General features: G+C 73.1%; 17 protein-coding genes and 1 tRNA gene. 5 read left to right on the top strand and 13 right to left on the bottom strand.

The genetic code is table 11. The annotated features are described in order from the left end of the window. Window positions 1–131: 131 nt before the first annotated feature. The 11 genes from shc to ABT247_RS20220 form a co-directional block, all read right to left on the bottom strand. A complete protein-coding gene (gene shc / locus ABT247_RS20270; RefSeq protein WP_350744194.1) occupies window positions 132–2,135 on the bottom strand; it encodes a squalene--hopene cyclase in 2,004 nt (667 codons plus the stop codon). Between the two features lie 85 nt (window positions 2,136–2,220). Further along, window positions 2,221–3,309 (bottom strand): polyprenyl synthetase family protein, encoded by a 1,089-nt coding sequence (locus ABT247_RS20265; protein ID WP_502892473.1) that lies wholly within the window; start codon window positions 3,307–3,309, stop codon window positions 2,221–2,223. Window positions 3,310–3,524: 215 nt separating this feature from the next. Next, window positions 3,525–4,952: a hydroxysqualene dehydroxylase HpnE gene (gene hpnE / locus ABT247_RS20260; RefSeq protein ID WP_350744190.1), complete on the bottom strand. Its 1,428-nt coding sequence runs from the start codon at window positions 4,950–4,952 to the stop codon at window positions 3,525–3,527. Window positions 4,953–5,115: 163 nt separating this feature from the next. Continuing rightward, window positions 5,116–5,973 (bottom strand): presqualene diphosphate synthase HpnD, encoded by an 858-nt coding sequence (hpnD, locus tag ABT247_RS20255; RefSeq protein ID WP_350744192.1) that lies wholly within the window; start codon window positions 5,971–5,973, stop codon window positions 5,116–5,118. Between the two features lie 41 nt (window positions 5,974–6,014). Next, window positions 6,015–6,950: a squalene synthase HpnC gene (hpnC, locus tag ABT247_RS20250; RefSeq protein WP_350744189.1), complete on the bottom strand. Its 936-nt coding sequence runs from the start codon at window positions 6,948–6,950 to the stop codon at window positions 6,015–6,017. 314 nt (window positions 6,951–7,264) lie between these two features. After that, the gene (locus ABT247_RS20245; RefSeq protein WP_350744188.1) at window positions 7,265–8,074 is read right to left on the bottom strand and encodes an ABC transporter ATP-binding protein; all 810 of its coding nucleotides are present in this window, start codon (window positions 8,072–8,074) and stop codon (window positions 7,265–7,267) included. Next, window positions 8,067–9,008, bottom strand: a complete 942-nt coding sequence (locus ABT247_RS20240) for an ABC transporter permease (protein WP_350744187.1) — start codon at window positions 9,006–9,008, stop codon at window positions 8,067–8,069. The genes ABT247_RS20245 and ABT247_RS20240 overlap by 8 nt, the downstream gene beginning before the upstream one ends. Window positions 9,009–9,151: 143 nt before the next feature. Beyond that, window positions 9,152–10,078 (bottom strand): glycosyltransferase family 2 protein, encoded by a 927-nt coding sequence (locus tag ABT247_RS20235; RefSeq protein WP_350744186.1) that lies wholly within the window; start codon window positions 10,076–10,078, stop codon window positions 9,152–9,154. After that, window positions 10,075–10,812, bottom strand: a complete 738-nt coding sequence (locus ABT247_RS20230; protein WP_350744191.1) for a CDP-alcohol phosphatidyltransferase family protein — start codon at window positions 10,810–10,812, stop codon at window positions 10,075–10,077. The genes ABT247_RS20235 and ABT247_RS20230 overlap by 4 nt, the downstream gene beginning before the upstream one ends. A gap of 88 nt (window positions 10,813–10,900) precedes the next feature. Then, window positions 10,901–11,962, bottom strand: coding sequence for an iron-containing alcohol dehydrogenase family protein (locus tag ABT247_RS20225; RefSeq protein ID WP_350744185.1), 1,062 nt, complete (start codon window positions 11,960–11,962; stop codon window positions 10,901–10,903). Further along, window positions 11,950–12,705, bottom strand: coding sequence for a phosphocholine cytidylyltransferase family protein (locus tag ABT247_RS20220; protein ID WP_350744184.1), 756 nt, complete (start codon window positions 12,703–12,705; stop codon window positions 11,950–11,952). Before ABT247_RS20220 ends, ABT247_RS20225 begins: the two co-directional genes overlap by 13 nt. A gap of 486 nt (window positions 12,706–13,191) precedes the next feature. Here ABT247_RS20220 and idi point away from each other — a divergent pair, with 486 nt between their 5' ends. After that, window positions 13,192–13,857: an isopentenyl-diphosphate Delta-isomerase gene (gene idi / locus ABT247_RS20215; protein ID WP_350744183.1), complete on the top strand. Its 666-nt coding sequence runs from the start codon at window positions 13,192–13,194 to the stop codon at window positions 13,855–13,857. Between the two features lie 125 nt (window positions 13,858–13,982). Here the strand turns inward: idi and ABT247_RS20210 are convergent, their stop codons facing one another. Beyond that, entirely contained in the window at window positions 13,983–14,471 is a 489-nt protein-coding gene (locus ABT247_RS20210) for an ATP-binding protein (protein WP_350744182.1), read from the bottom strand. 453 nt (window positions 14,472–14,924) lie between these two features. On the opposite strand from ABT247_RS20210, the gene ABT247_RS20205 reads away from it, so the two are divergent. Then, window positions 14,925–15,009 (top strand) — tRNA-Leu (locus ABT247_RS20205). Window positions 15,010–15,369: 360 nt separating this feature from the next. Further along, on the top strand, window positions 15,370–17,034 hold the full coding sequence (locus ABT247_RS20200) for an APC family permease (RefSeq protein ID WP_350744181.1): 1,665 nt from the start codon (window positions 15,370–15,372) through the stop codon (window positions 17,032–17,034). A gap of 121 nt (window positions 17,035–17,155) precedes the next feature. Here ABT247_RS20200 and ABT247_RS20195 read toward each other — a convergent pair whose 3' ends face one another. Next, window positions 17,156–18,145, bottom strand: a complete 990-nt coding sequence (locus ABT247_RS20195; protein ID WP_350744180.1) for a class I SAM-dependent methyltransferase — start codon at window positions 18,143–18,145, stop codon at window positions 17,156–17,158. A gap of 383 nt (window positions 18,146–18,528) precedes the next feature. Between ABT247_RS20195 and ABT247_RS20190 the strand changes: the two genes are divergently transcribed. Both ABT247_RS20190 and ABT247_RS20185 read left to right on the top strand, forming a co-directional pair. Continuing rightward, window positions 18,529–19,065 carry a DUF6624 domain-containing protein gene (locus ABT247_RS20190; protein WP_350744179.1) on the top strand — a complete coding sequence of 179 codons (537 nt, stop codon included), beginning with the start codon at window positions 18,529–18,531 and terminating at the stop codon, window positions 19,063–19,065. Between the two features lie 130 nt (window positions 19,066–19,195). Next, a partial coding sequence (locus ABT247_RS20185) for an aldehyde dehydrogenase family protein (RefSeq protein WP_350744178.1) occupies window positions 19,196–20,696 on the top strand: 1,501 nt, incomplete at its 3' end.

Raw genomic sequence — 20,696 nt, 5'->3', positions numbered from 1 at the left:
CCGGGCCCGCCGCGGGCCGCCCCCGGTGCGCACCCGCCCGGGGGAGCCGCCGGCGGCGCCGCGCCAGTCACCTCCGCGCAGGGCCCACACCTCGGGGCCCAGGGCGCAGAGCACGAGCAGCGGGGCGGTGGTCACCGCGCCGCCCCGATCGCCGGGGCACCGCTCGACCCCGTCCTGCCCGGGGCGCCGTGGAGGTAGCGGCCGAGCGCGGTGATGGGGAAGACCAGTCGGTACAGGTGGTAGTTGATGGAGAAGTCCCACGGGAACCCGGTGCCGGTGAACTGCGGTTCGTCCCAGGTGCCCTCGGGCAGCTGGGTGCGCACCAGCCAGTCCACGCCGCGCTCCACCGCCGGGTTGGCCCGGCCGTCCGGGCCCTCGCCGGCGGCGAGCAGCGCCATCAGCGCCCAGGCCGTCTGGGAGGCGGTGGACTCACCCCGCCCGGCCCAGCGCTCCGGGTCGTCGTAGGAGCGCATGTCCTCGCCCCAGCCGCCGTCGGCGTTCTGCCGGTCCTCCAGCCAGCGCACCGCCCGGCGGATCGCCGGGTGCTCGTCCGGAACGCCGGCCGCGACCAGTGCGGGCAGCACCGAGCCGGTGCCGTAGATGTAGTTGGTGCCCCAGCGGCCGAACCAGGAGCCGTCCGCCTCCTGGTTGCGCAGCAGCCACTCGATGCCGCGCCTGGTCCGCGGGTCCCGGGCCCGGCCGGTCTCGGCGAGCATCTCCACCACGTGGGCGGTGACGTCGGCGGACGGCGGGTCGACCACCTCGCCGAAGTCGCAGAACGGCAGCTTGTTGGGCAGCAGGCTGGTGTTGTCGACGTCGAAGGCGCCCCAGGCGCCGTTCTTGGACTGCATGCCGAGGTTCCAGAGCACGCCGCGCTCCACCGCCGCCTCGACCCTGGCCGGGTCGGGGTGGGCGACCCGCCGCAGCGCGAGCACCACCTCGGCGGTGTCGTCGATGTCGGGGTAGGTGTCGTTCTCGAACTCGAAGGCCCAGCCGCCGGGTGGCAGCGAGGGCCGCTGGACGGCCCAGTCTCCGCGCTTGCGGATCTCCTCGCCGAGCATCCAGTCGACCGCGGACACCAGCGCCGGGTGGTCGGCCGGCACCCCGCCGTCGACCAGCGCGATGGTGGCCAGGCAGGTGTCCCAGACCGGGGACTGGCAGGCCTCCATCCAGCGCATGCCGTCCTCGGTGTGGACGGTGAAGCGGTCGAAGGAGGCGAGCCCGGCCTTCATCACCGGGTGCTCCAGCTCGTAGCCCTCCAGGTGCAGGGCGATCAGCGAGTAGACGGCGGGGGGCTGGATGCCGCCCCAGCACCCGTCGGCCTCCTGCCGTTCGACGATCCAGCGGCAGGCCTGGGAGATGGCGAGGCGGCGCAGCGGCCGGAAGGCCCGGCGGTGGTAGGCGTGCAGTGCCTTGTCGAGGCGTTCGAACAGGCCGTCCCAGCTGGTGGCCGGGGCGAGCGGCCGCTCGGGGAAGGGGTTGTCCGGGTCGGTGTGCAGCTCGGTGAGCTGGAAGGGGGCCGGGCGGACCGGCCGGTGGGCCGAGACGATGGTCAGCGGGACGATGGTCTGCCGGGCCCAGCAGCCGAACGCGTAGATGTTCAGCGGCAGCCACTTCGGCAGGAAGATGATCTCCGGCGGCATCTCCGGCAGCCGCTCCCAGGGCCACCAGCCGAAGAGCGCGAGCCAGATCCGCGTGAACACCCGGGCGGCCGCGATGCCGCCGGCCGAGCGGACGTAGCGCGCGGCGGCCAGCATGTGCGGGGCGTCCGGGTCGTCGCCGGCCAGTTTGAGGGCGACGTACGCCTCGACCGTGGTGGACAGCTCGGGCGGCCCGCCGTGGAAGGTGGCCCAGGTGCCGTCCTCCCGCTGCTGCGAGCGGATCCACTCGGCGGTGGCCCGGGTCTGGTCCTCGGTCCTGATGCCCAGGAACTGGCGCAGCAGTAAGTCCTCGGCGTCCATGGTGACGTTGGTCTCCAGGTCGCCCTTCCACCAGCCCTCGGAGGACTGCAGCGAGAGCAGGTGGGTGGTCGCGCGCGCCAGGGCCTCGCGCGCGTCGGCGGGCCGGAGAGCCGCTTCACCGGCCGGCCGGAGCTGGTCGGTGTCCTCGGGCTCCCACCGCCCGGTGCCCAGCAGGCCCGGGGGGCGGTCGCCCACCGCGACCGGCTCGGAATCGTACTCAGGGTCGAGCCGGCCGTCCGCGGTTGCTGTCAACGTAACGTCACCTCTCTCGTACCACCACGAATTCGGCGAGTGCGACGAAGTGCTCGCGCACCTCGTCGGACATGGGCACCTCGTCCAGGGCGGCGAGGGCAGTCGTGTGCTGGCGGCGGGCCTCCTCCCGGGTCCAGGCCCGGCCGCCGGCCTCCTCGATCAGCGCGGCCCGGGCGGCGAGCTCGGGCTCGCTCTCCTCGCCGCGGCCCTTCGGGTCCGCCAGTTCCTCGGCCAGCTGGCGCGAGGCCCGGCCGCCCTCGGCCAGCGCGGCCGCGACCGGCAGGGACTTCTTGCGCTGGCGCAGGTCGCCCCAGTGCGGCTTGCCGGTGACCTCGGTGGCGCCCCAGATGCCGAGCAGGTCGTCCACCGCCTGGAAGGCCAGGCCCAGGTGGTGGCCGTAGCGCTGGAGCGCGTCGGAGACGTTGTCGTCGGCCCCGGCCAGCACCGCGCCGATCGCCGAGGCGGCGGCCAGCAGCGCCGCCGTCTTGCCGCCCTCCATCTCCAGGCACTCGGCGACGGTGACGCTGTCGCGCTGTTCGAAGGCGACGTCCATGGCCTGGCCGTCGATCAGCCGGCGGGTCGCCGTGGTGAGCAGTCGGACGGCGCGGGCGGCGTCGGTGGCGCCGGCGCCGCCGGTCACCGCGGCGTCCAGCAGGACCTCGGTGCCGAGCGTGGCCAGGGCGTCGCCGACCAGGATGGCCTGGGCCGGTCCGAAGACCGTCCAGGCGGTGGCCCGGTGCCTCCGGGTCTCGTCACCGTCCATCAGATCATCATGGAGGAGGGAGAAGTTGTGCACCAGTTCAACGGCGACCCCACCGGGCACGCCCGCCTCGGCCGGCGCGCCGGTCGCCCGGGCGGAGAGCAGCGCCAGCGCGGGCCGCACGGCCTTGCCGCCGTCCCCCTGCACCGGGGTGCCGTCCCGGTCGATCCAGCCGAAGTGGTACGCCGCGACGGTGTCCATCGGTGCGGCCAAACGGGCGACGGCGGCCCGCAGCGGCGGGGTGCAGAGCGTACGGCTGCGGGCGAGCAGCTCCGGCACCGAGACCGGTTCGGCGTGCGCCGTGCCTCCGACGGCGAAGCCGGTGCGTGACTCCACGTGCGTTCCCTCTCCCTCGTGGTGCCGGACCGCACGGGGCGGCCGGGTGCTGTCGGTGCGGCTGGTGTCGATGGTGATGGCGGCGGTGGTGCCGGTGGTGCTGCTGAGGTGACCGGTCCCGGTACGGTCGGCCCGGCCGATCGAGCCGATCGGTCCGATGCGGCCGACAGTACGCCCGCCGGCTCTGGCGGGCTCTCCGGCCGAGGGGCCCGCCGTCACCTGGGCCACCTCCCGTCGCCGCGGTCCACCGGCACCCGGGCGCCCGCCGCGGCGAGCGCGGCGTCGGCGGCCGCGTGGCCGCTGCGCACGGCGCCCTCCATCGTCGCGGGCCAGCCGGTGGCCGTCCACGAGCCGGCCAGCAGCAGGCCCGGGACGGCCGTCGCGGCCGCGGGGCGCAGTGCGGCGGTGCCGGGGGCGCCGTCGAAGGTGGCGGTGCGCTCCCTGGTGACGAAGAAGTCCAGCACCTCGGCGCCTGCGGCGGCCGGCAGCAGCCGGGCCAGCTCGGGCAGGTAGCGGCGGCGCAGTTCGGCGACCGGCAGGTCGATCTCGTCCTGGACGGCGGACTGCGAGAGCGCGAGGTACTGGGCGCCGGGGTGGGCCCGGCCCAGGGAGGTGCCGGCCAGGCCGGAGTGGGTGGTGCGGTCGAACACCCACTGGACCGGGGAGCCGAGCGCGGCGAAGAAGGGCCGGCGCAGCACCCTGCGGTCGTAGACCACGTGGACGTTGAGGATCGGGGCGGTGCCGAAGTCGGCCGGCCGCTGGGACACGGCGCCGGGCGGCAGCAGGTCGGCTGCGGTGTCCTGGGCGCCGGCCAGCACGACGGTGTCCGCGGTGAGCAGCTCACCGCCCTCCAGCCGGACGGCGTGTTGGGGCGTGGCGGGCTTGAGTTCCGCGACCCGGGCGCGCAGCCGCACGTGCACGCCGGCACGCTCGAGTTCGGCGAGCGCCCGGTCGTGGTGGATCACGCCGAGCGGGACCGCGGCGATGCCGATGTCGGCGGCGCCCGGGTCTGAGAGCAGACCGGTCTTGAACACCTTGGCGGCGAGGGCCAGCGACACCTGGTCGGCCCGGGCGTTCAGGGTGGCGACGCCGACCAGGTCCCACAGCGCGGCCGTGGTGGCCTCGTTCTGCCCGTTGCGGCGCAGCCACTCGCCGAAGGACAGCCGGTCCAGCGCCGGATCGTCGAGGTCCAGGCCCTTGAGGGCGAGCGCGCCGCGGACCACCCGGGCGCGGTCGGCCGGCGACAGGTGCGGGTAGCGGGCGAGGCTGGCGGCCAGGTGGAGCGGGACGGGCAGGCCGGCCCGGCGCAGCCGGCCGAGGGTGCGCACCGGGGCCGTGTCCGGGCCGGTGACCGAGAGCACCGGGACGTCCAGGCGGTCCTGGAGGTGGGTCATCCGGGTCGCGCCGAGGCGCTCCAGCAGGCCGCGGTAGGCGGTGCAGCAGCGCAGGAAGACGTGCTGGCCGTTGTCGACGGTCAGCTCGCCGCGCTGGAAGGAGAAGGCCAGGCCGCCGAGCCGGGGGCGCCCCTCGGCCAGGGTGACGTCGTGACCGGCCTCGGCCAGTCGCAGCGCGGCGGTGATGCCGGCCAGGCCGCCGCCGACCACCACGGCGGCCGGGCGCGCGGCATCGGCTCGCCCGGTCATCGGCCCTCCCCCTCGAAGTCGCTGGACCGCGCGGCGATCGCCGTACCCGGCATGCCGTCGGTCGGCGCCGTCGTCGTCGGCGCGGTCGTGGTCAACGTGGTCAACACGGCTCTACCCGGATGTGATTCCCCGCTGACACAGCGTGACAGAACTGTGGCAAGAATCAAGAACGCCCCCCGGCGAGCCCGGAAAGCGCCACGTACGCCTTCTCCCAGCCCGGCAGCGACACCCGGCCGCGCAGCACCGACTCCGGGTCGGCGGCGATCCGGCCGAGCAGCCGGTGGTAGATCCCGGCCATCGCGGCGGTGCAGGCCCGGCTGCGTCGGTCGAGCATCGGCAGCAGCCGCAGGCCCTCCTCGAACGCGGCCTGGGCGCGGGCCGCCTCGAAGGTCACCAGCCCGGTGAAGTCGGCGCCGACCGGCGGCTTGGACAGCGCGAAGCCCTGCTCGCAGCCGAACCGGACGAGGTCCTCGGTGGGCAGGTAGGTGCGGCCGTTCAGGGCGTCCTCGCGCAGGTCGCGCAGGATGTTGGTGAGCTGCAGGGCCAGGCCCAGGGTGTCCGCGTACCGGGCCCCGAGCTCCGGGTCCTCGCAGCCGTACACGCCCAGCGAGAGCCGGCCGATCGCCCCGGCCACGCAGCGGCAGTAGACCTTCAGCTCCTCGTACGTCTGGTACTCGGCGCCCTTGAGGTCCATCTCCACGCCGTCGATCAGCTCGTCGAAGCCGCCGAGCGGGATCGGGAAGCGCCGGGCCGCGTCGGCCAGCGCGACCTTGATCGGGTCGGTGTCGTCCTCGGCGACCACCCCGGAGCGGACCTCGTCCACCAGCTCCCGGGTGCGCAGCAGCGCCTCGGCCTTGCGGTCGTCCGGGAGGTCGCCGTCGCCGATGTCGTCCACCCGGCGGGCCAGGGCGTACAGGGCCGACATGGCCAGCCGCTTGGGCTCGGGCAGCAGTCGGATGCCGTAGCTGAAGTTGCGCGCCTGCATGCCGGTGATTGCCTCGCAGTACCGGTACGCGGCCATGACCTGGGCCGACGCCAGTGGTGATGCCGCCACTCGGGCGTTCACCTTCCCTTCGCGAAGATGGCCGCCGCCTTCGCTGCGAGGCGGCGCTTGTCCGGCTTCGCCCGCCGGGCGAGCACGTCGTACCCGGCGTCCTCGACGGCCGCCAGGGCCGCGTAACCGCCGGCGGTGAATCCCGCCAGGAGCAGTCGAAGCCTCCCCCGAACCGTACCTACCAGAGGTGCGCCGCGGTGGAGCAGGGTACGGGCCCGTTCGACCTCGAAGGCGATCAGTTCCCGCACCGCTCCGTTCGCGCTCGGGGCGGCGAGGTCGGCCTCGGTGACGCCGAAGCGGTCCAGGTCCTCGGTGGGCAGGTAGATCCGGCCGCGGGACAGGTCCTCGGCCACGTCCTGCACGTGCTCGACCACTTGGAGGCCGCTGCAGACCGCGTCCGACAGCGCGATCCGCTCGGGGGTGGAGGTGCCCGCGATGGCCAGCACCAGGCGGCCGACCGGGTCGGCGGAGAGCGTGCAGTAGCCGATCAGGTCGTCGTAGGTGGCGTAGCGGGCGGTGGTCTGGTCCACCCGGTTGGCCTCGATCAGACGGCGGAACGGCTCGGGCGTGAGGCCCCGCCGCTCGACCATCGGGACCAGCGCGCGCAGCAGCGGATGGCGGGGCCGGTCCGCGCCGCCGCCGTGCAGGGCGGTCTCGAAGACCCGGTCGAGGTCGCGCTCCAGCCCGTCGAGCAGGGCGAGCCGGAAGGCGACCTCCTGCGGAGTCGGCGGGCCCGGCTGGTCCGAAGGGGTGGCGGGGGGCGGCTGGTCGACCCCGAGCAGGGCGGCGGTGCCGGCCGGGTCGGCCAGGTCGCCGTCGCCGGTGTCGTCGACCAGCCGGGCGAAGCCGTAGACCCTCATCAGGTCCTCGCGCCAGGCCGGGGGCACGAAGAACGGGGCGACCGGGAAGTTCTCCGCGCCCGCCTTCTCCAGGGTCTGTCCCACGGAAGGGTCCACCGGCGTATCTCTGGGCTGGGCCGAAGCCGACACTGCAGTCACTCCCCCGTTCTACACCGCTGGGTACCACCGGTCCGACTCGGACACGCGTCCGAGCGCGGGCGTCACGTACGGCACACCACCCCCGCGCCTTACAGCCTGACACCACGGGCCGCGCCCGAGAAGAGCGCCCCGCCCGGCGGCGGTGGCGCTCACCCCCGCGGCGGCGGGCCACCCGGGGGACCGCAGGCACGCACGCCGAAGGGCCGGCTCCGGAGTATTCCGGGGCCGGCCCTCCACCGCCGGCGGATTCCGGTGCGGCGCTACGGGCGCTCGCCGCGCTCGTAGCGGCCGACGACCTCGTCGGTCGGACCGTCCATGACCAGCTCGCCGGCCTCGATCCAGATGGTCCGCTCGCAGACCTCGCGGATCGAGTTGTTGTCGTGGCTGACCAGGAAGACCGTACCGGCCGAGCCGCGCAGCTCGTCGATGCGGCGCTTGCTGCGCTGCTGGAAGGCCTGGTCACCGGTGGCCAGGGCCTCGTCGATCAGCAGCACGTCGTGGGTCTTGGCGGCGGCGATCGAGAAGCGCAGGCGGGCACCCATGCCGGAGGAGTAGGTGCGCATCGGCAGGGAGATGAAGTCGCCCTTGTCGTTGATGCCGGAGAAGTCGACGATCTCCTGGTAGCGCGCCTTCACCTGGGCCGGGGTCATGCCCATCGCCAGGCAGCCCAGGATGACGTTGCGCTCGCCGGTGAGCTCGTTCATCAGGGCCGCGTTGACGCCCAGCAGGGACGGCTGGCCGTTGGTGTAGATGCCGCCCTTCTCGGTCGGCAGCAGGCCGGCGATGGCGGCCAGCATGGTCGACTTGCCGGAGCCGTTGGAGCCGATCAGACCGATCGCCTCGCCCTTGTACGCGGTGAAGCTGATGCCCTTCACGGCGTGGACCTCGCGCACGCCGGCGGCGCGCTTGCGGCTGATGATGCGGCTCAGCGCCGAGGTGGCGCTGCCCTTGCCGGAGCCGGCGCCGTGCACCCGGTAGACGATGTGCACGTCGTCGACGACGACGGTGGGCTCGCGGGCCACCTTGGTGTCCACGATCGTGTCGCGCTTGCTCAGGTCGGTGTCAGCCACGGCCGTACTCCTCCTCGGCCTTCCAGAAGAAGACGTATCCGATCACGAACATCCCGACACCCCAGGCGACGCCGTACGCCCACTGGTGCGGCGGGAGGGTCTGGTGGGCCGACAGGTGCTTGTTGTAGATGACCGGCGCGAAGGCGTGCCGGAGCAGGTCCATGTAGACCGAGGCCGGGTTGAGGGCCATGATCGTCTGGATGTAGTGCGGCCAGGTCTGGATCTTGTCCTGGATGCTGAACATCACGCCGGACAGGAACATCCAGGCGCGCATCACGAACGGGATCAGCTGGGAGATGTCACTGGTCTTGGAGCCGATCCGGGCGAAGATCAGCGAGACGCCGGTGTTGAAGAGGGTCTGCAGGAACAGCGCCGGGATGATCAGCAGCCAGGTCCGCCCCGGGGTGATGCCGGCCGCCAGCACGGTGACGACCAGGACGATCATCGAGATCAGCAGCTGCTGGAGCTGGATCACCGTGAAGGCGATCGGGAGGCTGGCCCGCGGGAAGTGCAGCGCGCGGATCAGGCCGAGGTTGTCGGAGATCGCCCGGGTGCCGGACTGCACCGCGTTCTGGGTGAACTGGAAGACGAAGACGCCGATGCACAGCCACGCGATGTAGGTGTTCGGCGGGAAGTTGTCCTTGCTCTTCAGGATGATGCCGAAGACCAGGTAGAACACGCCGCAGTTGAGCAGCGGGGTCACGACCTGCCACAGCTGGCCCAGCTTGGCGTCCGTGTACTGGGCCACCAGGCGGGCGGTGGCGAACGCCCAGATGAAGTGGCGCCGGGCCCAGAGCTGCTTGGTGTACGCGAACAGACCCGGCCGGGCACCGCTCACCGACAGCCCGTACTTGTCCGCAAGCTGCTTGGGGGTCAGGCCCGCGTCCGCCCCCGTCGGGGCTGAGAGGCTGACGGGTTCACTCACTGTCGACACATTCGTCCTTCACGCGGGATCGGTCGGGGCGGCCGGTCGGCGGGGGGTCCGCCGGCCTTGCGCCGATGGGGATCCACAGGGATCACGGGGGGAGTCCGGCCGGTAAGTGGTCACCGGCCGTGGCGATCGAACACCTGATCAAATCAGATGATCGGAGGTCGTCCCATCTTGGTCAGTCGCCAGACGGTACGCCATCGCATGGGCCTCCGCTGACCGCAGGGCTCGCGGAAGCCCGCCCGGAAACCGCCGAGCCAGGCCTTCAGTCCCTCGGCGGAGGGACGTCGGGCCAGGGTCAGCAGGAACCAGGTTCCCAGATAGAGAGGCACCAACGGGGCCGGAAGGTTCCGCCTCGCGAGCCAGACCCTGTTACGGGCCACGTTGTGGAAGTAGGCGGCGTGCCGGGCCGGCGAGGTGGCCGGGTGGTGCAGCACCACGTCCGCCCGGTAGTCGATGGCCCAGCCCGCGTCCAGCGCGCGCCACGCGAGGTCGGTCTCCTCGTGGGCGTAGAAGAACTCGGCGGGCAGCTGCCCGGCCTGCTCGAACACCGTGCAGCGCACCGCGCTCGCGCCGCCCAGGAAGGTGGTCACCCGGGAGGAGCGCATCGGGTCGCTGGCGCGCAGCCGGGGGACGTGCCGGCGCTGGGTGACCCCGGTGTCCGGGTCCTCGATCCGGAACGAGACGATGCCCAGCTCCGGATCGGCCGTGAAGGCCTCGCGCAGCAGCCGGGCCGAGTCGGTGCGCGGCAGCAGCCCGTCGTCGTCCAGGAAGAGCACGGCGTCCACGTCCCGGCCGTTGGGCCCGAACAGCTCGATGCCGACGTTGCGCCCGCCCGGGATGCCGAGGTTCTCCGGCAGCACGACGCTGCGCACGCCCTCCGGCAGCGGGGGCAGCTCGGCGCCCTGGCCGACCACGGCGATCTCGACGGCCGGGCCCTCCTGGGCGCGGACGGACTCGATCAGGGCGGCCAGCTCGGCGGGGCGGTTGCCCATCGTGATGACGACGGCGCCGAGGCGGAAGCGCTCCGCCGCGGTGGCCGGGCCGGACGTCGCGGGGGTGGTGGAAGTGGTCATCGCAACCTGCTCGAAAGGACGATGCTCAACAGGTGGAGCACGGTCTGCAGCATGGCGATCGCCGCCAGCACCACGACCGCGAGCCGGGTGAGGAACAGCCCGCCGTGGACGGCGTCGGCGATCCCGGCCGCCAGGATGAACAGCGAGGCCTCGACCGCGCCGACCAGGCGGTGGAACTTCAGGAAGGACGCCGCGCGGCGGGCCTTGGCGACCGAGGACGAGCGCGGCACCGAGGCGCTGTCCTCGACGGCCGTCATGCCGCTGCGGGCCCGGGCCACGTCCACCAGGTCCGTCTCGGACTTGATCAGGATGGCGCCGAGGGCGGCCAGCGTGCCCAGGAACGCCCACTCCCAGTGGGAGCCGTGGCCCTCGCGGTGCAGCAGGTCGGTGGCGCGCAGGCCGAGGCCGGTCAGCAGCGCTGCCTCGGACATGTAGTGGCCGACCCGGTCCAGGTAGACGCCGGTGAGCGAGGTCTGCCGGCGCCAGCGGGCGACCTCGCCGTCCACGCAGTCCAGCAGCAGGTAGACCTGGATCAGCAGGGCGCCCAGGACCGCCCCGGCGATGCCGGGGACGACCAGCGCGGCACCGGCCAGGATGCCGGTGAACATCATCAGGTACGTCAGGCCGTTGGGCGTGATCGCCGTCATGGTGGACAGCACGCGGGTGATCCGCAGCGAGATCTTCCGCATGTACAGGCGTCCGGCCCAGTGCTCGGCGCTGCGGCGCTGGAGCATGCCCTCGGGGTGGATCACCGCGCGCAGTTCCTCGATCGAGGGCCGGCGGGTCAGGTCCACCGGGGGCCGCGCGCCCGCGGTGGAGGGGTCAGCTGTTGACGGCTTGGACATAGTCGGCGTACGCGTCCCTGATTGCGGAGGGGGAGAGGTCGAGGTGTTCCAGGATGGTGAAGCGCCCGGGGCGGGTGTTCGGAGCGTAGTGCACCGCCTCCGTGAACTCCGCTTCGGTGAAGCCGATCTGAGCTGCGGTCACCGGCAGCCCGTGGCTCGCCAGGCGTTCCACGATCAGACCGGTCAGCTCGCGCTCGCCCCGCAGGAAGCTGGCGAACGCTGCGCCGAGGCCCACCTGTTCGCCGTGCTGGGCGGAACGCTTGGGGTACAGCACGTCCAGGGCGTGCGAGATCTCGTGACAGGCACCCGAGGAGGGCCGGGTGCTGCCTGCGATGTTCATCGCGATGCCGGACAGTACCAGGGCTTCCGCGAGGGCCGTCAGGAGGTCCTGGTCCTGCGTGTTCCCCGGGTGCCGCAGCAGGTTCTCGCCCGCCGAGCGGGCCATCGCCACGGCCAGCCCGTCCACCGGTTCGCCGGTGACGGCGTGCGACAACTCCCAGTCCGCGCAGGCGGAGATGTTCGAGACGACGTCCCCGACGCCGGCCGCCACGAAGCGCGGGGGCGCCTGCCGGATCACGTCCAGGTCGACGATGATGCCGATCGGGCTGGGCACCCCGTAGGAGCCCCGGCCGGCGTCGTTGTCGAGGGTGGAGACCGGCGAGCAGATGCCGTCGTGGGCGAGGTTGGTGGCGACCGCGACCACGGGCAGGCCGACCCGGGCGGCGGCGTACTTGGCCGCGTCGATGATCTTGCCGCCGCCGAGGCCGACGACCGCGTCGTAGTGCTTGCCGCGCATCTCCTCGGCGAAGCGCACCGCGCTGTCGAGGCTGCCGTCGTCCACGTTGTACCAGTCGGCGCCGGGCAGCGCGGGCTCCAGGCGCTCCCGCATGGCGGCCCCCGAGCCGTTGCTGATCGCCACCGCGATCCGACCCGAGGCCGACAGCCGCTGGTCCGCGAGGATGCCGCCGAGCGCGTCCAGCGCGCCCGGGCGGATCTCCGCGAACAGCGGCGAGGGGACCAGTCGGGTCAGTACTGGCACGCGATCTCCCGCGCCTTCGCCAGGTCGTCGTGGTTGTCGACCTCGACCCAGGACACCTCGCCGATCGGCTGGACGTCGATCCGCAGGCCCCGGTCGACCATCTCCTGGTAGCCGTCCTCGTAGTACAGCTGCGGGTCGCGCTCGTAGGTGGCGCGCAGCGCGTCGGTCAGGTCGGCGGCGGCGGCGGGGTTGATCACCGTGACGCCGATGTACTCGCCGGTCGCCTCGGCCGGGTCCATCAGCTTGGTGATCCGGCGCATGCCGGCGACCGGGTCGACGACGACCTTCATCTCCTCGTCGGCGAGCTTCTTCACCGTGTCGAGGGCGAGGAGCACGCCGGGGGCCCGGCCCTCCTCGACGAGTCGCCGGTTCCCCTCCAGCACGGTGCGCTGGACGGAGGCCGGGTGGACGGTGTCGCCGTTGGCCAGCAGCAGGCCCTCGGAGAACAGCTCGCGGGCGCACCAGAGCGAGTAGGCGTTGTTCCACTCCTCGGCCTTGTCGTTCTCGACCAGGTGCAGCTTGACGCCGTACGCGCGCTCCAGCGCGTCCTTGCGGTCGTACACCGCCTCCTTGCGGTAGCCGACGACGATCGCCGCCTCGCGCAGTCCGACCTCGGCGAAGTTGCCCAGGGTGAGGTCCAGGACGGTCCGCTCCCCGTCGACCGGCACCAGCGCCTTGGGCAGGGTGTCGGTGTACGGGCGCAGCCGGCGGCCGGCGCCGGCTGCCAGAACGAGGCCGATCATGCGGGGTCTCCTGATCCGTCGTGCGTCGAGCTGTGCGCGCGGGATGTGCCGACGGGCCGGCGGCGCTGCGGTGCGCCGGAGCGGTGTCGGACCGGGCCCGGCGGCGGCGCGCCGGACCGGCACAGATCCGGGCAGCGTGTCGCTAGTGATGGTAGGCGACCCGGACGATCCGCCCGAACGAGCCCGGTGGCGGTCAGGTGACGGCGGGGTGGCAGTGCCGTGATCGAACACCCACCGAACGCGTTCCGAACGGTTCTGCGAACGGAATGACCCTTCCGGGGAGGTCCCGGGACCTTCCACGCCCGGATCGGAACTCCTCCGGGTCATGATCCGCCCGGTTGTGCGTGGGACCCTTTCCGACCGCCACCCATACGGCAGACTGGAGCCCGACGCCGGCGCCGGTACCCCCGCTGTGTCCTCTGCACTCCGCCCGGTGCACACGACGCACCCGATGCTCCCGTTGCTCACGCTCCCGAAAGAGGCCTCATGCCCCAGAGTCTGCCGACCGAACCGACCCACTTCGACGCCGAGATCGACACCGGTCTCAACGTGGAGACAGACGTGGCGGTCGACCCGCGGGGCCTGTCCACCACCCCTGCGGGCACCCCTGCGGGCACCGAGATCCTGCTGGAGCTGGTCGACGACGAGGGCGTCACGATCGGTACCGCCGAGAAGCTCTGGGCCCACCAGCAGCCGGGCCGGCTGCACCGGGCCTTCTCGGTGTTCCTCTTCGACCGCCAGGGCCGGATGCTGCTGCAGCGCCGCGCCCTCGGCAAGTACCACTCCCCCGGCGTCTGGTCGAACACCTGCTGCGGGCACCCGTACCCGGACGAGCCGCCGTTCGTCGCCGCCGCCCGGCGCACCGCCGAGGAACTGGGCGTCGCACCGGCGCTGCTCTGCGAGGCGGGGACGGTCCGCTACGACCTGCCGGACGAGGCCTCCGGCCTGATCGAGCGGGAGTGGAACCACCTCTTCGTGGGCCTGGTCACCGCGCCGGTCGAGGCCAACCCGGACGAGGTGGACGACCACGCCTTCGTGACCGCGCAGGAACTGCGGGAGCTGCGGGCCGAGCGGCCGTTCTCGGTGTGGTTCGAGACGGTCTTCGACGCGGCGCTGCCGGGGATCCGGGAGATCGCCGGGCGGGACTGGTAGGGCCGTCGCGGGAGGCGTCTGCTCCGGCCGGGCGTGGCGCGCCGCGCCGGGCGCCGGAGGTCCCGCTCCGGCGGGCGCTCCCGCCGGGCGCCGGGCCGGCGGCCGTACCCCCTCGCGGGTGGCCGTCAGGGCGCCGGCTCCGGGGGGACGGGCAGCGACGCCCAGATGACCTTGCCGCCCTCCCCCGTGCGTTCGACGTCGCACACCCCGCCGGCCTGCAGGGTGACGCTCTTCACCAGCAGCAGGCCGCGGCCGCCGGTGCGGCCGGTGTCGGACTCCAGCGCCTTGGGCCGGTACGGGTCGCCGTCCTCGACGGACACCCGCACCCAGCCCCGCCGCACCGACAGCTCCGTGGTCACCTCGGGTGAGAGCTCGGCGGCGTGCGTCACCGCGTTGCTGACCAGCTCGGAGACGATCAGCAGCAGGTCGTCCACCAGCTCCTGGTAGCGGACGCCGGTCATGCCCTGGGCCAGCAGCCGGTCCCGTACCGCGTGGCGGGTCCGCGGCACGGAGGCCCCCTCGGCGGGCACCCGGAAGCGCCAGACCCCCTCGGCGGGGCCGTTGTGGCCGCCGCGTCTCGGCTCGGCCTCCGTCGTTCCGCTGCTCTGCTCCACGTTCAGCCGCCCTTCAGTCCGCGACCCGGGAATCAGGCGATCCGCTCATGGCGCCCTCGGTCCCCAGAGGCTAGGAGAGCGGTCGGCGCAGGCGTGGCACCGGCGACAACTTGCCCGTGTCGGATCGATTCGGACCGATGGCGATCGCATGCGGAGTCGAAACCGACCGCTCGCTTGGCGCTCACCGCCGCTTTCGGCCGCCGTTCGAGCAGTCCGGCGAGCCGTGCCGGCCACGCCGGCCGGTCCGGCCCGGCGGCACGTCCCCGTCGGCCAGGGGACGGGCGGGCCCGTCGGCCGCGGCCCGGGAGCCCCGCAGGCCGCGGACCGGTTCGACAGGCGGGGCGCTGCCGCCGCCGGGGACGAGGAAACGCAGGTGAGAAGCACTCCAGAACCCTGGTAATGTTCTCTCTGTCGCCGAGGGGGCGAGAGAAACTCCCCCGGAGCACACACCCCGTCCGGGTGGCGGAATGGCAGACGCGCTAGCTTGAGGTGCTAGTGCCCTTTATCGGGCGTGGGGGTTCAAGTCCCCCCTCGGACACAGCCGAATTCCCCGTGGGATCCGAAAGGAACCCGCGGGGAATTTCCTTTTCCCGGCCCCGCCCGGGTGCTGACCGGCGGCGGCCACCGGGGCCGGCCCCGGCCCGGCCCCGGTTCGCCCCGGCTCTCCCCCGGCGGCGGGCCGATCCACCGCCCGTCGCGGTGTGGCGCAGGTCTCGCCACACGGGCCGTCCCGTCCGGAAACCGGACACGAGATGGCAACGATCGGGCGGCTTGAGCTTCCCCTGAGGTATTCGCCCCATTTAGGCCCATAGGCTTCTGGGGTTTGTCCGGAATACCGACTCAAAACCGTAAAAGCTCCGACACCACCCGATGAACCCCGAGCGAGAGGACCGATACGTTGAGTGAGCCCCGATCGTCGACGGCATCACATCAGAACTACCGCCGATCGCTCGGCACCATCAGCCTGACCGCGGTCGGGCTGGGGTCGATCATCGGTTCCGGCTGGTTGTTCGGTGCCGAGCGGGCGGCCAAGCTGGCCGGCCCCGCCTCGATCCTGGCCTGGGTGATCGGCGCCGCCGTGGCGCTGACCATCGCCCTCACCTACAGCGAGCTGGGCTCGATGTTCCCCAAGGCCGGCGGCATGGTCCGGTACGGCCAGTACTCGCACGGCTCGCTGGCCGGCTACCTGGCCGCCTGGGCCAACTGGATCGCCATCGTCTCGGTCATCCCGGGTGAGGCCACCGCCTCGGTGCAGTACATGAGCTCCTGGCACTTCGGCTGGGCCAAGGGGCTGTACGACGGCCAGGAACTCAGCGTCAGCGGTGTGGCGCTCGCCAGCGTCCTGCTGATCGTCTACTTCGCGCTGAACTGGTTCGCCATCACGCTCTTCGCCAAGACCAACACGGCGATCACCGTCTTCAAGGTCGTCGTGCCGACGCTGACCGCCGGCGCGCTGCTGTTCGCGCACTTCGACTCCGCCCACTTCACCGACCACGGCGGCTTCGCGCCGAACGGCTGGAGCGCGGTCTTCACCGCCGTGGCGGTCTCCGGCATCGTCTGGGCCTTCAACGGCTTCCAGTCCCCGCTCAACCTGGCCGGCGAGGCCCGTGACCCGGGCAAGTCGCTGCCGAAGGCCGTCATCGGCTCGATCCTGATCGCCCTGGTGATCTACGTCGCGCTGCAGATCGCCTTCCTGGGCGCGATCCCGAGCGGCGACCTGTCCAAGGGCTGGAGCAGCCTCGCCTACACCTCGCCGCTGGCCGACCTGGCCATCGCCTGGGGCCTGAACTGGCTGGCCGTCCTGCTGTACGCGGACGCCTTCATCTCGCCCTCCGGCACCGGCATGATCTACGCCGCGACCACCTCGCGCATGATCCACGGCGTCCAGGAGAACGGCCACCTGCCGAAGGTGTTCGGCAAGGTCGACGCCAAGACCGGCATCCCGCGTCCGGCGCTGGTGCTGAACCTGGTGGTGGCCTTCCTGTTCCTCGCGGTCTTCCGCGGCTGGGGCTCGCTCGCCGAGATCGTCTCGGTGGCCACCGTGATCTCGTACATCACCGGCCCGGTCGCCGTGATGGCGCTGCGCCGCCTCGCCCCGGACCTGAAGCGGCCGGTCCGGCTGCGGGCCATGCCGGTGATCGCGCCGGTCGCCATGGTCTTCGGCTCGCTGGTCCTCTACTGGGCCCGTTGGCCGCTCACCGGCAAGGTCATCCTGCTGATGGCCGCCGGCCTGCCGATCTGGGCCTGGTACGAGCTGCGCAAGCCGTTCGTCGAGCTGAAGCCGCACCTGAAGGCGGGCGCCTGGATGGTCGCCTACCTGTTCGTGATGGCCGGGATCTCCTGGGCCGGCAGCACCGACTTCGGCGGCCAGGGCTACCTGCCCGAGGGCTGGGACCTGCTGATCGTCGCCGTGATCGGTCTGGCCTTCTACTACTGGGGTGTCGCCAGCGCCTGGAACAACCCCTCGCTGGACGACGTGCGCCGGGAGCTGGCGGCCGAGGAGGCCGCGGCAGCGTCCGGTGCGGCGGAGGGCGCCGGGGCCGCGGAGCCTTCGCGGGCCTGAGCGCGCGCAGCGGGATCGAAGGGCCGGTCGGGGTTTCCGACCGGCTCTTCGGCGTTCCGGAGGCAGGAGGGCGGACGGCGGCGTTCGACCCACGGGTGCGGGATCCGCCGGCCGTCGGCGGTCAGCGCCGGCGGGCGCGGCGGATGGCGGACGTGACGACCGGCGGGAGCAGGTCGCGGGCGGCGCGCTTGGCGACGTTGACCGGGCGGCGCGCCTCGGCGGCGCGGGCCCGGCGGGCCGCGAGGTCGAGCGCCGCCTCGTCCTGGCGGGCACGGGCGTTCCGGCGGGCCTCCTCCGCCGAGCGCGCGGCGGCCTCGGCGGCCAGTCGCGCCTGGTGGCGGGAGCCGCGGAACGGCCGGATGCCCTCCGAGCTGCCGGTCATCCGCAGCAGCTGCCGGCCGTTGAGGGTCTCGGCGCTCAGGTGGCAGCCGGCCGCGAGGTCCACCCGATCGAGCAGCTCGCGTTGGAACGGCTCCGGATCACCCCAGGTGCCGTAGAACTTGCACTCGGTGAGCATGATCGGGTTGAGGCCGCGGTTGAACACCGCCTCCCAGGTCGCGGCGGCCACCCCGGGGGTGTGCTGGGAGCGGTAGTCGTCCAGCACCACCACGCCCTGCGGTTGCAGCGCGGTCCGGGCCACGTCGAGGTCGCCCACCACGTGCTCGTAGAGGTGCGAGGCGTCGATGTGGACGAAGCGGTACGCGCCGGCCGGGATCCGCCCGCCGGCGAGGACGGAGGTCGGTGCCTGGATGATCTCCGGCAGTTCGTCGTGAAAGGCCAGGTAGTTGCACTCGAAGGCCGAGCGGGTGAGCGTCCTCCGGTAGGAGGTGGCCATCTCCTCGGAGTTCTCCTCGTCGGGCGCGTCCGAGTCGAAGAGGTCGCAGACGGTGAACGTCTCGCCCGGCTGGAGGTGCTCGCCGATCACGATGGCGCTGCGGCCCAGGTAGGCGCCCATCTCCAGCAGGTCGCCGGTGACGCCCTGCTTCTCCTGGCGCCCCAGGAACCAGTCGAAGGAGTGCCGGTCGTGGTCCCAGAACCACCCGGGGACGTCCTCCAGCACCGCCGGTTCGGCGGGCTGCCGGGACTCGTCCCTCAACGCTGTGTCGGTCACGGGATGCTCCTCCGGGTAAGGGTGGCCTGCGGAACTCGACCCACGTCTCGGCGCGGTGGCGGCGGCCCGTCCCGGCCCGCGGGAACGCGCCGGATCACCGGCCGTGTGCGAGTCGCCCCACCGTCGACAGTAGGCCCCACCACCCGGTCCGCTGCAATCTACGCGGCTCCCCCGGCCCGTCGCGGCTTCCGGACAGACGTGTCGCCGGCCCCGTCGCCGGCCGGCCGGAGAGGAACACGGCATGGCGGCTGCGGCGACCGGTGTACGTCCATGGTGTCCCGCCGACTGCGCGCTGTCACCCGCCCCGGGGACGATCTTCGTCGCGATCTCCGCGCCTACGGTGGTGGCGGGCGGCCCGACCGGGGCCCGGAAGCGAGGAGCGGATGGACGTGACCGAAGCGCAGCGGGACGAGACCAACGCCCAGGACCTCGCCCTGGCGGCGGAGTTGACGGCGATGATGGCGGCGGACGGTGCCCACGCCCGGCTGGCGAACAGCCCCGATCCGGCCGAACAGGCGCGCTGGCGCCGGCTCACCGCCCGGCACGGGGACCGGCTGGCGGAGATCATGGCCGAGCACGGCTGGCCGACCGAGCGGAGCGTCGGCGCCGAGGCCGCCCGGGCGGCCTGGCTGATCGCCCAGCACGCCGACCGTCAACTGGACGTCCAGCGGCGGGCGGTGGCCCTGATGACCGAGGCCGTGGCGAGCGGCGCGGCGAGCGCCCGGGACCTGGCCTTCCTGGAGGACCGGCTGGCCGTCAACGAGGGACGCGAGCAGCGCTACGGCACGCAGATCGGCGCGGTCGCCGACGGCCGCCCGGTGCCGTGGCCGTGCGAGGCCCCGGAGCGGCTGGACGAACGCCGGGCGGAGGTCGGGATCGAACCGTTCGACGAGTACACCGCGCGGTTCGCCCACGGGTGAGCGTCCGGCGGGCGCGGCGGGACCGGCTCTTGCGCACGGCCGTTCGGCCGCCTTGACTGAACGTCGACCAGCGCGGCTCCTTCGGCCCGCGCTGCTCGTCGCAGCCGCTGACCAGCTGAGAGGACGATCCGTGCAGGAGTACGCGGAGTACGGCGACCAGTACATCGACGGCGCCTGGCGGCCCTCCGGGGACCCGGGGTCGATCGCCGTGCTCAACCCGGCGACCGAGCAGGTGCTCGCCACCGTGGCGGCGGGCGGGGCGACCGACGTCGACGCCGCGGTGTCGGCGGCCCGCCGGGCGGCGCGGGCCTGGGGCGCCACCACCCGCGAGGAGCGGCTGGCACTGCTGACCCGGCTGCGGGACGGGATCGCCGCCGCCCAGGCGGAGATCACCTCGACCGTGGTCGCCGAACTGGGCGCCCCGGTCGGCTTCGCCGGGGCCGTGCACGCCGGACTGCCGCTGGCCGTGACCAGCTCCTACCTGACCCTGCTGGCCGAGCACCGCTTCGAGGAGCGGATCGGCAACTCGGTGGTGCTCGCCGAGCCGGCCGGGGTGGTCGCCGCCATCACGCCGTGGAACTACCCGCTGCACCAGATCACGGCGAAGGTCGTCCCGGCGTTGGCGGCCGGTTGCCCGGTGGTCCTCAAGCCGGCCGAGGACACCCCGTTGGTGGCCCGGCTGTTCGCCCGGCTGGTGGACGAAGCCGGCTTCCCCGCCGGGGTGTTCAACCTGGTGACCGGTACCGGCGCGGTGGCGGGCGCGGCGCTCGCGGCCCACCCGGAGGTGGACGTGCTGTCGTTCACCGGGTCCACCGCGGTCGGCCGGCAGGTCGCCGAGACGGCCGGGCGCGGGCTGAAGCGGGTCGCGCTGGAGCTGGGCGGCAAGTCCGCGAACGTGGTGCTGCCGGGCGCCGACCTGACCCGTGCGGTCAACGTGAACGTCGCCAACGTCTTCGCCAACTCCGGCCAGACGTGCAGTGCCTGGACCCGGCTGCTGGTGCACCGGGACCAGTACGAGGAGGCCGTCGCGATCGCCGCCAAGGCCGCCGAGAAGTACGTCCCGGGCGACCCCGCCGATCCGCAGACCAGGATCGGGCCGCTGGTCAACGCGAAGCAGCTCGAACGGGTGCGGGGCTACCTGGACGGCGCGCTCGCCGAGGGTGCCCGGCTGGTGGTCGGCGGCCCCGATCCGCTGCCCGGGCTGCCGGTCGGCTTCTACGTCCGTCCGACCGTCCTCGCCGACGTGACACCGGAGATGGCGGTGGCCCAGGAGGAGGTCTTCGGCCCGGTGCTGTCGATCCTGCCGTACCGGGACGAGGACCACGCCGCCGAGATCGCCAACGGCACCGTCTACGGCCTGGCGGGCGGTGTCTGGGCCGCGGACACCGACACCGCCGCCGCCTTCGCCCGCCGACTCGACACCGGCCAGGTCGACCTGAACGGCGGCCGGTTCAACCCGCTGGCGCCGTTCGGCGGTTACAAGAGCTCCGGTCTCGGCCGCGAGCTGGGCCGGCACGGCCTGGAGGAGTTCCTCCACAGGCGCAGCAGTTCCTCCACCGCGCCGGGCAGCGCGGCCGGGTCGGCCAACCTGGCGATCTGCTCGGGCTGCTCCAGCAGCAGGGCGGTGGAGA

It is taken from the genome of Kitasatospora sp. NPDC001539 (assembly GCF_040298565.1).
Taxonomy (GTDB): Bacteria; Actinomycetota; Actinomycetes; order Streptomycetales; family Streptomycetaceae; genus Kitasatospora.
The sequence above is the reverse complement of the archived record's forward strand: the minus strand, read 5'-3'. Positions and strand labels throughout refer to the sequence as shown.

Coding starts and splice junctions, on each gene's coding strand:
- hpnE (WP_350744190.1), bottom strand. CDS start 4,952: ATGACCGGGCGAGCCGATGCCGCGCGCCCGGCCGCCGTGGTGGTCGGC.
- hpnD (WP_350744192.1), bottom strand. CDS start 5,973: ATGGCCGCGTACCGGTACTGCGAGGCAATCACCGGCATGCAGGCGCGC.
- ABT247_RS20235 (WP_350744186.1), bottom strand. CDS start 10,078: ATGACCACTTCCACCACCCCCGCGACGTCCGGCCCGGCCACCGCGGCG.
- ABT247_RS20230 (WP_350744191.1), bottom strand. CDS start 10,812: ATGCTCCAGCGCCGCAGCGCCGAGCACTGGGCCGGACGCCTGTACATG.
- ABT247_RS20220 (WP_350744184.1), bottom strand. CDS start 12,705: ATGATCGGCCTCGTTCTGGCAGCCGGCGCCGGCCGCCGGCTGCGCCCG.
- idi (WP_350744183.1), top strand. CDS start 13,192: ATGCCCCAGAGTCTGCCGACCGAACCGACCCACTTCGACGCCGAGATC.
- ABT247_RS20190 (WP_350744179.1), top strand. CDS start 18,529: ATGGACGTGACCGAAGCGCAGCGGGACGAGACCAACGCCCAGGACCTC.